This window comes from Acinetobacter sp. X9 (assembly GCF_054889255.1).
Map to the genome: position 1 here is coordinate 3,751,330 of NZ_CM142679.1, position 14,150 is coordinate 3,765,479.

12 protein-coding genes and 1 pseudogene are annotated in these 14,150 nt (G+C 40.2%); 2 read left to right on the top strand and 11 right to left on the bottom strand.

Going from position 1 to position 14,150, the window contains the following annotated elements:
* Window positions 1-61: 61 nt before the first annotated feature.
* From ACYU0V_RS17870 to ACYU0V_RS17885, 4 genes are all read right to left on the bottom strand, one after another.
* Window positions 62-763, bottom strand: coding sequence for a DUF1003 domain-containing protein (locus ACYU0V_RS17870; protein ID WP_461848490.1), 702 nt, complete (start codon window positions 761-763; stop codon window positions 62-64).
* Window positions 764-841: 78 nt separating this feature from the next.
* Entirely contained in the window at window positions 842-1,345 is a 504-nt protein-coding gene (locus ACYU0V_RS17875; protein WP_461848491.1) for a DUF2867 domain-containing protein, read from the bottom strand.
* A 487-nt stretch (window positions 1,346-1,832) separates the two neighbouring features.
* Window positions 1,833-3,032: an MFS transporter gene (locus ACYU0V_RS17880; RefSeq protein WP_461848493.1), complete on the bottom strand. Its 1,200-nt coding sequence runs from the start codon at window positions 3,030-3,032 to the stop codon at window positions 1,833-1,835.
* Window positions 3,033-3,232: 200 nt separating this feature from the next.
* The gene (locus ACYU0V_RS17885) at window positions 3,233-3,817 is read right to left on the bottom strand and encodes a TetR/AcrR family transcriptional regulator (protein ID WP_417891171.1); all 585 of its coding nucleotides are present in this window, start codon (window positions 3,815-3,817) and stop codon (window positions 3,233-3,235) included.
* 250 nt (window positions 3,818-4,067) lie between these two features.
* Here ACYU0V_RS17885 and ACYU0V_RS17890 point away from each other — a divergent pair, with 250 nt between their 5' ends.
* Window positions 4,068-4,769: an SDR family NAD(P)-dependent oxidoreductase gene (locus ACYU0V_RS17890; protein ID WP_033850933.1), complete on the top strand. Its 702-nt coding sequence runs from the start codon at window positions 4,068-4,070 to the stop codon at window positions 4,767-4,769.
* A gap of 98 nt (window positions 4,770-4,867) precedes the next feature.
* On the opposite strand, the gene ACYU0V_RS17895 is transcribed toward ACYU0V_RS17890, so the two are convergent.
* Window positions 4,868-6,097, bottom strand: coding sequence for a beta-ketoacyl synthase N-terminal-like domain-containing protein (locus ACYU0V_RS17895; protein WP_461848496.1), 1,230 nt, complete (start codon window positions 6,095-6,097; stop codon window positions 4,868-4,870).
* A 740-nt stretch (window positions 6,098-6,837) separates the two neighbouring features.
* On the opposite strand from ACYU0V_RS17895, the pseudogene ACYU0V_RS17900 reads away from it, so the two are divergent.
* Window positions 6,838-6,922: pseudogene (locus tag ACYU0V_RS17900) on the top strand (hypothetical protein); the annotation flags it as partial.
* A gap of 630 nt (window positions 6,923-7,552) precedes the next feature.
* On the opposite strand, the gene ACYU0V_RS17905 reads toward ACYU0V_RS17900, so the two are convergent.
* The 6 genes from ACYU0V_RS17905 to prpC all read right to left on the bottom strand — a co-directional run bounded on the left by ACYU0V_RS17905 (window position 7,553) and on the right by prpC (window position 14,121).
* Entirely contained in the window at window positions 7,553-8,062 is a 510-nt protein-coding gene (locus tag ACYU0V_RS17905; RefSeq protein ID WP_151283533.1) for a GNAT family N-acetyltransferase, read from the bottom strand.
* Window positions 8,063-8,468: 406 nt separating this feature from the next.
* Window positions 8,469-9,044, bottom strand: coding sequence for a DUF4126 domain-containing protein (locus ACYU0V_RS17910; RefSeq protein WP_086354728.1), 576 nt, complete (start codon window positions 9,042-9,044; stop codon window positions 8,469-8,471).
* A gap of 122 nt (window positions 9,045-9,166) precedes the next feature.
* Window positions 9,167-9,301, bottom strand: a complete 135-nt coding sequence (locus ACYU0V_RS17915) for a zinc ribbon-containing protein (protein ID WP_001983336.1) — start codon at window positions 9,299-9,301, stop codon at window positions 9,167-9,169.
* Window positions 9,302-9,623: 322 nt separating this feature from the next.
* Window positions 9,624-10,139 carry a hypothetical protein gene (locus tag ACYU0V_RS17920; protein ID WP_063097886.1) on the bottom strand — a complete coding sequence of 172 codons (516 nt, stop codon included), beginning with the start codon at window positions 10,137-10,139 and terminating at the stop codon, window positions 9,624-9,626.
* Window positions 10,140-10,357: 218 nt separating this feature from the next.
* Window positions 10,358-12,964: a Fe/S-dependent 2-methylisocitrate dehydratase AcnD gene (gene acnD / locus ACYU0V_RS17925; RefSeq protein ID WP_461848500.1), complete on the bottom strand. Its 2,607-nt coding sequence runs from the start codon at window positions 12,962-12,964 to the stop codon at window positions 10,358-10,360.
* Entirely contained in the window at window positions 12,964-14,121 is a 1,158-nt protein-coding gene (prpC, locus tag ACYU0V_RS17930; RefSeq protein ID WP_004795430.1) for a bifunctional 2-methylcitrate synthase/citrate synthase, read from the bottom strand. Before prpC ends, acnD begins: the two co-directional genes overlap by 1 nt.
* Window positions 14,122-14,150 lie beyond the last annotated feature (29 nt).

The following is a 14,150-nucleotide window of genomic DNA, read 5'->3' on the forward strand; positions in this document are numbered from 1 at the left end:
AACCTACCGCAAAATAATCTATAACGCTCTACTCATGTTCCACGTGAAACTCAGAAAATCTTTATCGTTTTTTATTCATTTCAGCTAAAAGATCAAGCTGAATTTCTTGAATATGCGCAAGCCTTTCCCATTGATGCGATAAAAGGTGGTCCATTTTTTCATGCAAATGGCGAATTTCAAGTTCGGCTTTTAAATTAATTTGATAATCATGTTGAGAACGTAAGCGGTCTTTGGCTTCTTGGCGGTTTTGGCTCATCATAATAATAGGTGCCTGAATTGCAGCTAAGCATGACAATACTAAATTCAGCAAAATAAAGGGATAAGGATCGACAGGACGGATTACCATCACTACCGTATTTAGAATAATCCAACCTGTCAAAAATAGAGCAAAGCAAATGAGAAAAGGCCAGCTACCACCAAATGTCGCAATCTTATCTGCTAACTTTTCTCCAAATGTCCAATTCTGATCAAAATCTGACTCTGTATTTCGGCTAATTAGCTCGTGGCGTTGCATACTGCCAATCACTTCATTTTCTAAATTAGAGAGTTCGCCCTTTTCTGAGCGTAATAGCGACTGCACATATTTAATTCGATAATCTGCCAGGTCAGCCCGACAAATAAAACTTGAGTAACTCCAGTCTGGATGGTCTTTTAAAATTTCATCACTAATCACATTACGAATGACTTCACCAGATACTAGATCTTTTAATGGAAAATTCTTGCTGCAAACGGCACATTGCCGATTCTGGTTTTTATTCTCCATATTATCCAGCTCGCAATTGATAATAAGATTAGTATATAAACGATTTTGGTTGATCGCACCGTAAATAAAAAGAGTGTTCTAACCTAAAATCTGTAAAGTCGCTGGTACTATTTTTCGATGGGCAGGAATTACAGGTAGCATATACAATCGCCCAAGCCAATTTTTAATATGTACCACTGTGGTTACGGTAAGCACTTTGGTCTTTTCATTCTTGTATATAGATAAAGTCACATTTAAATGCTTGTCATCGTCTCCAATCACTAATTCATTTTCTGTACGCTGCAACAAGGTAAAAATTCCAATTCGGTCGCCTGCGACATACTCATTTTCTTTTTTATGAGTATCAATTTGCTTAAAACTTCCTAAATCCTTAAGCCCAATCTTTGAAGTAATTTTATTACGCATATTCATGCTCCACTCTACCCACTGTGGAGTGTGATGGAACAGTTTAATAAGCTGCTCAAATACATTCAGGTCAGGTTGACCAAGCACAATGCTCCACGAGTCGTGGAAGTAGGCATTGTTCAATTGGGATGAGATTTGACTGTCATGCGGCAAGGTGGAAAGATAAGGCTTATTCATAAATTATATTCTTGTAAAGTATCGTTTTTATTATAGAGAATTTTTTAGGGTGTCAAGGGAAAACATCTATGGTTTACTTCAACAATTATAACTTTGTAAGTTAGAACCTTATGCCTATAAACTTTTGATCTATAGCGTCCTAAGCCGAATCGAGACCTTTTGGGTGAGTACACACTAACGTTATACATTTTGGTGCATGCTACTCTTTTCGATCCCTATCACACCCTTGAGATATAGTTTAGCCAGCACCCTGCGGGATTGTTTTTCTAAGAAAAGCTAATTTTTAATATTTCTGGGAATTTTTACGCCATTAGATAAATTTAAAAGAATTTATTTCCATTTACTTATAATTAGTTAAACTTAAATTCCACTTTGTTTTTATTTTTCGGTTTATTTTACCAAGTTATTAATTATTTTGAGTGACAGTACATCAAGCTATAAAAATTAAGTCACCCTTCACTTTTTAACCATGAAGGGCAAAAATCTTTTATGAAGAAATAAAACCATGTTTACGGACATAGTAAACAGTACATAACGCAATCAGGGCAAAAACTAGCATAAACCACGGAAAAGAAGCTGCTCCAAAACTTTCAAGCAGTCCCCCACCTATCATTCCACCAAATGCGATAGCAAGGTTAAATACCGTGACCAACATCGACTGTGCTACATCTGCTTCATGTCCCGCAGTATTTGCCAGAGCTGTTTGTAATAGTGTTGGAGCCCCACCAAAAGTGACTCCCCATAACACAACACCCGCCAGTACGATAAAACTTGAAGAACTATAAACACCTAATAGTGCTGTTGCGATTGCAAAGATAAATAAGCTTAAAAGCGTTATTTTTCTTAATGAACGATCGATAAACATGCCTGTAATGAGAATGCCTACAATTGAAGAAATGCCGAATATAAACAGGATAGTCTCAACTTTGTATAGCTGCCCTGTAGAGGCCAAAAATGGTGAAATATAGGTATAAAGAATACTATGAGCCAATATCCAAAGGAAGACGACTGCTAAAACAGCTCTAATACCCGGCATTAAAAGAACTTTTAAAATGGGCAATCTTTTTTGTACTGATTGTCCCGCAAAATCAGGAATACTAAAACGAATCCAGACAAATAAAACTAATGCCAATAAAGACATGATCCAAAATACGCCGCGCCATTCAAACAGCGTTCCCAACCATGCACCCAAAGGCACACCAATTGATAAAGCAATTGGCTGCCCAACGCCAGCAACTGCTAAAGCTCGACCTTGATACGATGCAGAGACCATGCGTCTTACATAACCTGCTAAAAGCCCCCAAATAACACCCGCTGCCATCCCTGCAATAAAACGAGCAATCAAAGTCAGAATATAATCATTTGATAAGGCCGTAATTGCATTAAATAAAAGTAACCCTGCAATCGCACTGAGTAATAAGGGTCTCCGATTCCAACTACGAGTAAGGCTAATCAGCGGTATTGCCGCCAGAACCGAACCTAAGGCATATACTGCAATAAGCTGCCCTGCGTAAGCTTCTGAAATATGTAAGCCTTGACTGATTTGGGGCAAAAGCCCTGCTGGCATGGTTTCTGTCATAATGGTCAGAAAGCCTGCAACTGTAAAAGCCAACAATTTCCAAATCGGTAATTGAGTAGAGAATTCATTAGTTAGCTGATGAGATGTTCCATCACTCTTAATATTCATAAAGGTTTACACTCACATTCTTTTACAGCGTACTTACTCTGCTCTGCATCGCTATAAGCTTGTTTTATAAGGTTAGTAGGGTACGAAGGCATTTGTTCTCCATGTGAACTAGAATCATTATTCTGGAATGATCATTCCAATTTAAGTTAAATAAAAACCTTAACTATCCAGCTCAACCATAGTTAAGGTTTAAATGAGTTTTATAAAACGTTTAAAGCAACCTCGACCACATCCATTAAACATTGCTTTCTTTGTTCATGAGGACTGCCTTTCCCTAAAACACGCAGACCTTGCATAGTATTTAGAAAGAAACTTGCTAACGCACGCGGGTTTTGAGTAGAAGCAATTTCACCAGATTGTTGAGCTTTAATTAATAAATTTTCTAAAGCATGTTGTAGTTTCTGTAGATTAGTTACAACGAATTGAGAGACATCTTCATCATGTCCAGCCAGTTCCAAACAAGCATTTGCAACGAGGCAGCCTTTGTGTTCTGAATCATTCAGCTCATCTTCGACCACATTTACCAGTAATTGTCGAATAAGTGCCTTCGGTGAACCGGAACCAGATAACAGCTTCACATTATTAAGTGTAGTTAAAAGTTCATAGCGCTGTAACGCTGTTTGATAAAGACCCTGTTTGTTTTGAAAGGTACTGTAAAGGCTACTTCTAGATAGCCCCGTACCGTCAACCAAGTCTTGAACTGAAGTTGCAGCATAACCACGGCGCCAAAAAACCTGCATTGCAGCATCAGCAATATCATCAGTTTCAAATTCTTTGGTTCGCATAAAACAGACCTAACAAGAACGATCATTCCAATTAATTTATGACAGACCCATGGAGAAGTCAAACTAATAATTCTTTCAATAGCGCATGTTTAGCCGAATAACTCATGTAAAGCTGACTCCCTAATCCCCACTTTTAAGCATTTTTATTCTTTGGGCACTATTCTTAGAGATAACTTTTGCGCTTGAATACATTATAAAAACATATTATAAACTATTTCTAACCAAATGATTGGTTTTTTGGAACTTTATAATGAACAACAATATTATAATTTTTGGTTATGGAACAGGTATTTCCAAAGCCGTAGCACATAAATTTGGTAAAGAAGGCTATAAAATCGGTTTAGTGGCACGTAATGCTGAAAAACTCGAAAAAGCCATTTTAGAACTTAAAACACAAGGTATTGAAGCTTACGCTTTTGCATGTGATTTAGCGGTTCTTGAAGATATACCAAATCTTATTAATCGTATTAAAGACCGATTAGGAGAGATTAAAAATATTCATTGGAATGCTTTCCATGATATTGAAGGTAATATCCTAAAAACCCCTCCACTAGAGCTCACCAAAAGCTTTCATATTCGTGTTTCGAGCTATATTGCGACGGTACAAGCTTGCTTAGGCGATTTAGAGAAGAACCACGGTAGCATTTTATCGACAAACGGAATTTTTGCTTTCGATGCAGTGGGTATCGACTTGGTTGCTAAAGAGTACTCATCCTTAGCAACCACCGCTGCCGCTCAATACAAAACCACCAATTTACTTGCTCATAGTCTTGCTGACTCAAATGTTTACGTGAGCCAAGTGATTGTGAATGGTTTCGTTGATGGGACATCTGGAGCACAAGATAAGACCTACACGGTACATCCAGAAACTATTGCAGAGCAGTTCTGGTACTTACACCAGCATAAACAAGAAACTGTCTCCTTTTGTGGTGAAGCTATTCAAGCTGCTTAAACTATGTCTTATGAGAGAAAAAGCGTAATCAATTACGCTTTTCTTAACTTTCTAAATTTATTCTTTTTCTCAAGCCCATATATATTCTGAGTTTTAAATTACCCTTCCCACTTTCTAAAAACCAGACAAGTATTTACGCCACCAAAACCAAAGCTATTACTCATGACTGTTTTTAGTTCGGTTTCTCTGCATTTTTGAACAATATCAAAACTTTTAGCTTCTTCTCGTAGCTCGGTAATATTAATACTTGGCGCGATAAAGTTATTTTGCAGCATTAAAATAGAATAAATGGCTTCGTGTACACCTGCTGCCCCCAAACTATGTCCAGTCATCGACTTGGTCGAACTGAGTGGCGGTACTTTTTCGCCACCAAAAGCTCGCTCTATGGCCAATAGTTCGGGAATGTCTCCTGCTGGCGTTGAAGTGCCATGCGTGTTGATATAGTCGATGGTTTCACAGCCGTTTTGTTTGGCTTCTGCGAGTGCTAGCTTAATACAGCGAGTCGCGCCTTCGCCACTTGGGGCAACCATATCGACACCGTCACTATTGGCAGCGTACCCAACCACTTCTGCCAAAATTTTTGCTCCGCGCTTTTGGGCATGACTTAAAGATTCCAAAACTACCATGCCACCGCCGCCAGCGATCACAAAGCCATCGTTATCTACTGAATATGGGCGTGAAGCAGTTTCTGGTGCATCGTTATATTTAGAGCATAAAGCCCCCATCGCATCGAATATTGCTGTTTGGGACCAATGGTCTTCTTCGCCGCCACCCGCCAGCATTAAGTCTTGTTTACCAGCGGCAATAAGATGAAATGCATAACCAATTGCGTCGGCTGAAGTAGCGCAGGCACTTGCAATGGATTGAGATATACCTTTTAGGTTGAAAGCATTTGCTAAGTTAGAACTCACCGTATTTGTAAGATAGCGTGGTGCTAAATCAGGTGATACTCCGCTTGCGCCTTTTTCTTTTAAGCTATGCAGCATGTCGATAATGGAAGCTGTCGAGCTGCCGCCTGTTCCCCCAATCACGCCATATTTTGAGTTATTAGCAATGTCAGTTGCATCAAGCTCAGCGTGTTGTAGCGCATCGACCGCTGAGTTGTATGCATACATGGCACAAACGCCCATGTGTTTTTTTAATTCTGGATCAATATTTTCAAAATCCATTTCGGCTGTGGCGCTCACATGGCTTCGAAAATTCAATTGTGCATAGACATCGTTATAGCGAATGCCTGAGCGGCCTGCTTTTAAGGAGTCGGTTACTTTCTCTAATGTATTTCCAATACAGGAGTTGATTCCCATACCTGTTATTACAACTCGTTCCATTCTTATCTCTATAAAAACGACAAAAATAGATCTTAACAGTCAAGTTCTTTTTTAGAACTGGCAAAATATTTCTATATTTATTATTTTTTCTCATCGAATATAAATAAAAAGTTAATAATAATATTTTTATTTAAAAATACATTTAGATTTATTATTAAATCAAAAATATTTTAAATATTAAATTGACGTAATTAAAATCACCGATTATTATTTCGTTGCTGGCCACATTGCCAGTCGGTTTTGACAGACCGTTGATCCACGGCGGGTTATAGTACAATCTATAAGTCGTTAGACCCTTGCGTCCCCTTTTCTTTGCGGTAGGACGGATGGGGGACGCCCCGTGCGTGCTGGTTCCATGGATCCCAGTCTGTCAACCCCCTTTCGTTCTACCACCATAAATTAATTCGCGGTAATCTGGTGGTAGGACTCCATAATTTTAAGGAGTTGACCATGACATTTTTCAAACTTATTTCCTCTTCTACTTAATCATTTTATTTATTTAAAATTTAGGTTTTCTATTGCCTAGTTTTTTAATTTATAAATTATTTTTATTTTAAAAATTTAATTATTATATTTTCCTACATAGATGGAAGGATTAATTATTACCTAAAAATTATTTTAAACCTCAAAACTAATTATATTTTTATTCTACTCATAGATATAAATCATTATGAGAATAATATGACAATTTATAAACCTATTTTGGCTTTAAATTTGGTTCTAGGTAGCTATGGTTTTTCAGTTTGCAAAGTCCTGTTCTCCCACAGGACTTTGCCCCTACTTTTTAGCTTCATGCAGCGGTGTGACAAAAGTAGTCTGGGCTAAGCGTTTGGCTTAGCTCCTTTATCTCTGTGTTGCGATGGTGTTTTACTTTAAATCAGCGCAAAAAATTAAAGTCTGTTGTGGCACAGAGGCTGAGAGAAAATAAGAATAAATAGGAGTCCTAAATTTTTTATGAGTTTTTCTTTAAATCTTCAATATAAGTGGTTGTACTGCCATCCCAATAACAATGTTTACAACGCCCCTCTTTAAAGACATGCTTACAATTTGTATATCCATAAATTATAGAGGCGCATTCAGGACACAAGGATGCCATGCTAGATTTACTTTTTAAGTATTGGCTTCCACATTCATCACATTTTTCACAACCACTTAGCATGGATATATCTCGATTTAAAACAAGCCATGAGAACATAATAATAAATTAAAAGACGATCTTGTACGTTTTAACCTACAAACTTTTAGGGATTTTGCGGATTGGCGACTTACCAATTTTTTCCTAATATGAACTCATACAGGAACAGGATGTTCCAGAACACAAAACAACAATAATAGGTTCAAGCACCAGGAGCGTGAGATACGACAGGAGTCATATCTAGCAACCAAATACGAAAAAGCTCGACAGGATGTCGGGCTTTTTTTATTGCCATTTAAAAATAACCTAAAAGAAAATTCTTATATTGTTCTATTCACAACATACCTTTGAACCACTTGGTTGAGAGTAATTTCAGAGTGAAGGCGACCATTGTTTGCTTGAATAGTTTTTGCAGAAGCTAAATTAGATTTATAACAATGTATATGTAACTCCGTTAGGCCTAGCTTCCATGCCTCCTGAATTGTAAGCTCTAACAATTTCGAGCCAAAATTCTGTCCACGTTTAGATGGACGAATACCTAAACCAATATGTCCACCACAATATTCAATCTGTTCATTGAGTTTAATTCGCAAGTTAGACGCGCCAATAATTTCATTATCCTCTACTAACCAATATGTAATGTTAGGAACATGCCCTTCTTCTAGGGATTCCCCTTTTTCATAATCTCTCAGTTTATTCAAAAATGATTCAAAATTTGTATGGTCAAACTCCGTTGTCAAAGGGTGACGATCTTCATCTGCTAATTCATTAATATAGTTGTTATAGCTCTCTTTAAACCTTAAATGAGGTTTTACCAACATAACGGTCATTTATTGAGTACTCCCGATAAAATTGTTCTTTTTACAACCAAACTTAAACATAACATATTGTTATCAATAGCAACTCTTATTCTTCTTAACATCTTAAATGATTAGATATAAAAGTAAGCCCCGTCTATTCGCCCCCGTTGTAACTACAAAATGCCTCACACCATGTTTCAATGTACGTTTTATCCTACAAACTTTTAGGGATTTTGCGGATTGGCGACACCCTACTTCTTTACTATTATGAACTCATACAGGAACAGGATGTTCCAGAACATAAAACAACAATAATAGGTTCAAGCACCAGGAGTGTGAGATACGACAGGAGTCATATCTAGTACCCAAATACGAAAAAGCCCAACAGGATGTTGGGCTTTTTTTATTGCTATTTAAAGTGATGTTTAGGCTAAACCTATAGAGGACTATGCGCCTGTTCTTGCTTTTTATGACGGATCCAACGTACCGCTAAAATAACCGCAATCAGCACCACTACAGCAACAAGTGCAGGCACTAACATGGCCGAAACCGAAAGTAAGATTGCTCCAATCCACTCCCCTGTAGCGACAACAAAATTCCCTAAGCCACCCGTGGTTGCAGTTGAAACACCACGTGCAGCAACGGTACTCATTTGCACTACGCCAGCCGTGCCACCACCGACAATAATCGCTGCCGCCCAACTGGCAAACTGAGACATTTCTCCACTACTCACCGCCATTGTTGCTAACGTACCCGCGATCATGGCCGCAGGGGTTGCGACTGTGTCTAAAGCATTATCGACCCAAGGAATATAATAAGCTGCAACTTCACACACCGTTGCCACGCCTAAAGCCAAACACACCGATGGCAGAGCTAACCATTCAAAACCTTTTGATGGCTCAAACCATCCCATCATAGTGGCAATGCTCATGACCAGTAGCGGCACAAACACGCGAAAACCGCAGGCAGCGCTCAGCCCCACGCCAATACATAAACCTAATATTGTTTCCATAACGGTTTCCTTTTCATGCCCATCACGGGTCTTGTTATATAAGTCTTAATTTTAAATTAACAAAAAGCCCCATCAGGTGACAGGGCTTTTTGTTAAATGCGAACGCAAATATTATTTCATTCTTAACGTTTAAATTGTGTGCAGTAGCATTTCGTGCAAGGTGGTAAAGGGTCAGTGTTAATTTCTAAAAACACTCGATGTCCGCACTGAGCACAGAAATAGAAGCCTGTTCCGGGTTTTTCGCCAGCTGTTACCATGATTACATTCCTATAATCGTATATATATTAAACAGGAATATAACCCACTTAAAGTGAATGTCAATTGTCCATTTCGCCCGATGATGATGGCATAAATGCAAAAAATGTTATTTGTACGATTTATCTTACATAGATTTAGGGATTTAGCCGATTGGCTATCCTCTGCTTTTTTTCTAATATGAACTCATACAGGAACAGGATGTTCCGGAACACAAAACAACAATAATAGGTTCAAGCACCAGGAGCGTGAGATACGACAGGAGTCATATCTAGCAACCAAATACGAAAAAGCCCGACAGGATGTCGGGCTTTTTTTATATTCTTATTTTTCTGCTAAATAACTTCTTACACGTGCATCATTGAGTAAAGTCATTACCCCCTCTGCAATACATCCATTTAAGTCTTGTACTAACACACCACTCGTATGAGGAACTGTAAATGGAATAGTTTGTCCATTTCCTAAAGTCACTTCGAATTTAATTTTACTGCGCCAGAAAAGCAGATTGGTGTAGGTACTACGTAATGAATTTACTTTAATCGCAATCGATTTCGATCCATTACCATCAACAGGTTGACCATTCTTTAATAGTTCCTTTTGAGTCTGTTGTACCATCGTTTCTGTAATTGCCTTAATGCTAGAGTCCAGTTTTGTTCCCATATAAGAATATACAATCACTCGGTCATCTGAAGTTTGAGCATTGGTCACATCAGCCTTGCCAACGACTTTTACAGGTTGAATTAAGCCTGCACGTAAAGGATATTCTGTACTTACATAAGGCATAGTCCCGCAAGCAGTTAATATAAGAGAGCAAATTGAAATAATGAGTAAGTTACGCATTGATATTTTCCAAGAAATCTATTGTGATTTATATTTAAGTGTAAGAGCCGCGTATCTTAATGTAAGTTAAAGAGAATTTGATGACAAAAACAAAATAATTTAAAAAAATATAATATATACAGTCATTTTTTATAATTAATAAGCTACGTATAAACAAATAAAAACCCCACTCTAAAGCGGGGCTTTTAAAACAATATCAATTATTTTTAACTAAGGTATTAAGCCACTTGACCTTCTAAAAAGTCTTGCGCAAAACGCTGTAATACACCGCCCGCTTCATATACAGAAACTTCTTCTTCTGTATCTAAACGGCAAGTCACAGGTACTTCAAGAATCTCTTCTTTACCATCCGCAGTAGCACGTTCAATCACTAAAGTTAAAGTCGAACGCGGCGCGATATTACCAATCACGCTATAAAGCTCTGTACCATCTAGTTTTAAAGACTTGCGGTTTACACCCGGTTTAAACTCAAGAGGTAACACGCCCATCCCCACTAAGTTGGTACGGTGAATACGCTCAAAACCTTCTGCCACAATCGCTTCAACACCTGCAAGGCGTACACCTTTTGCAGCCCAGTCACGGCTTGAACCCTGACCGTAGTCAGCACCCGCGATAATGATTAACGGCTGCTTACGGTTCATGTAGGTTTCAATCGCTTCCCACATACGCATCACTTCGCCTTCCGGCTCTACACGCGCTTTTGAACCTTGCTTAATGGTTCCGTCTGAACGCACCACCATTTCGTTATACAGTTTCGAGTTGGCAAATGTTGCACGTTGTGCAGTCAAATGGTCACCACGGTGCGTTGCATATGAGTTGAAGTCTTCTTCTGGTACGCCCATTTTGTGAAGGTATTCACCCGCAGCCGAGTCCATCAAAATCGCATTTGAAGGCGACAAGTGGTCGGTAGTGATGTTGTCACCCAAAATCGCAAGCGGACGCATGTTCGCCAAAGTACGTGGTGCAGCCAACGCCCCTTCCCAATATGGTGGACGGCGGATGTAAGTACTTTGTGGACGCCAGTCGTAAAGTGGGCTCTTTGCTTGTTCAACTTCGCCCAAGTCAAACATTGGAATGTAGACTTTACGGAACTGTTCAGGTTTCACGGCTTCTTTAACTAACGCATCAATTTCAGCGTCAGATGGCCAGATGTCTTTCAGGTAAATCGGGTTACCTTCTTTGTCATGACCTAACGCATCTTTTTCGATGTCAAAACGAATCGTACCTGCAATTGCATATGCCACGACAAGCGGTGGAGATGCCAAGAACGCTTGTTTTGCATAAGGATGGATACGACCATCGAAGTTACGGTTACCAGACAGTACTGCGGTTGCGTACAAGTCGCGGTCAATAATTTCTTGCTGAATGACTGGATCTAACGCACCAGACATACCGTTACAGGTCGTACAAGCGTAAGCCACAATACCAAAGCCAAGTTGCTCTAAGTCTTTTAGAACACCCGCTTCTTCAAGGTAAAGTGCAGCCGCTTTTGAACCCGGTGCAAACGATGATTTCACCCAAGGTTTACGAACCAAACCAAGTTCATTTGCCTTACGTGCCAACAAACCTGCCGCTACGGTGTTACGTGGGTTAGAAGTGTTGGTACATGAGGTAATTGCCGCAATAATGATTGCGCCATCTGGCATTAAGCCGTCAGAACGGTTTTCAACAACACCTGCAATGCCTTTTTCTTTTAGGTCCGCAGTTGAAACACGTGCATGTGGGTTTGATGGACCCGCAATGTTACGTGTGACTGTCGATAGGTCAAAACGAAGTACACGTGGATACTCTGCTTTGGTCATGTCAGATGCCCAAAGGCCGATTTCTTTTGCGTACTGTTCAACCAATGCCACTTGAGCATCTTCACGGCCTGTTAGGCGTAAGTAGTCAATTGTGTTTTGGTCGATGTAGAACATCGCAGCCGTGGCGCCATATTCTGGTGTCATGTTCGAAATGGTTGCACGGTCGCCCACAGACATGCTGTCAGCACCTTCACCAAAGAACTCAAGGTATGCACCCACCACGCGCTCTTTACGCAAGAACTCTGTTAAGGCAAGTACGATATCTGTTGCAGTAATGCCTGCCTGACGCTGACCTACAAACTCAACACCAATAATGTCTGGCAGACGCATCCAAGATGCACGGCCCAACATTACGTTTTCAGCTTCTAAGCCACCAACACCTACCGAAATTACGCCCAAAGCGTCTGTATGTGGTGTATGTGAGTCTGTACCTACGCAAGTGTCTGGGAATGCTACGCCATCACGCGCCTGAATCACCGGAGACATTTTCTCTAGGTTAATCTGGTGCATAATGCCGTTCCCCGCAGGGATCACATCGACATTTTTAAATGCAGTTTTGGTCCACTCAATAAAGTGGAAACGGTCTTCGTTACGGCGGTCTTCAACAGCACGGTTTTTTGCAAAAGCGTCTGGGTCAGCACCACCGTATTCCACTGCTAAAGAGTGGTCGACAATGAGCTGTGTTGGTACAACTGGGTTAACTTTAGATGGATCACCACCTTTGTCAGCAATCGCATCACGTAAACCTGCAAGGTCAACCAAAGCAGTTTGGCCTAGGATGTCATGACACACTACGCGCGCAGGATACCAAGGAAAGTCCAAGTCCTGACGGCGTTCAATTAACTGTGTTAAATAAGCAGTTAAGTTCTCGGCATCGGCACGGCGTACCAATTGCTCTGCGAGTACTTTAGAGGTGTAAGGCAGTTTCTCGTATGCGCCTGGCTGAATATCTTCAACGGCTTGACGCACGTCGTAATATTCAAGCTGGGTTCCTGCCAGCGGTTTACGGTATTTTGTGTTCATTAACCACGCTCCGCCAATGGTTTAAATTCGAGGTTTTCAGGGCCTGTGTAGTTCGCGCTTGGACGAATGATCTTGCCGTCTTGACGTTGTTCAATCACGTGCGCTGACCAACCTGCTGTACGTGCAATCACAAATAACGGTGTGAACATGGCAGTTGGAACGCCCATTAAGTGATAGCTCACTGCACTGAACCAGTCGAGGTTCGGGAACATGTTTTTCACTTCTTTCATCACGGCTTCTAAACGTTCAGCGATGAGGTACATTTTGGTGTTCTCTTGTGCTTCTGCTAAGTCGTGTGCAACTTTCTTGATCACTTCGTTACGTGGGTCAGAAACTGTATAGACAGGGTGACCAAAACCGATTACGACTTCTTTATTTTCAACACGCTTACGGATATCAGCTTCTGCTTCGTCTGCGTTGTCGTAACGTTGTTGAATCACGAATGCAACTTCGTTCGCACCACCGTGCTTAGGTCCGCGAAGCGCACCAATACCGCCTGTAATTGCCGAGTACATGTCAGAGCCTGTACCTGCAACCACACGTGAGGTAAATGTAGACGCGTTGAACTCGTGCTCAGCATACAAAATAAGAGAGGTATGCATTGCTTGAATCCATTCTTCAGATGGTTTTTCGCCATGAAGTAAATGTAAGAAATGCGCTGCAATTGAGTCGTCATCTGTTTCAACTTCAATACGACGACCGTTATTGCTGAAGTGATACCAATAAAGCAGCATTGAGCCTAGGCTTGCCATTAATTTATCAGCAATGTCTTTTGCGCCCGCTTCATTGTGGTCTTCGTGTTCTGGTGTTAAACAACCTAGCACTGATACACCTGTACGCATCACATCCATTGGGTGTGCAGATGGTGGTAATTGTTCAAGTGCAGTTTTAAGAGCTGCTGGTAAGCCACGAAGTGCTTTTAATTTTGCTTTATACGCTTTGAGTTCAGCTTTGTTTGGTAGTTTGCCATGTACGAGCAAGTGAGCAACTTCTTCAAACTGGCTACCCGCTGCAAGGTCAAGAATGTCATAGCCACGATAGTGCAAGTCGTTACCGCTACGTCCTACGGTACAAAGTGCTGTGTTGCCTGCAACTTGTCCGCTAAGTGCAACTGATTTTTTTGGTTTGAAGCCTGTTGTTGTTTCATTTGAGCTCATAGAATCATCCTTTATATCAACCAGAATTT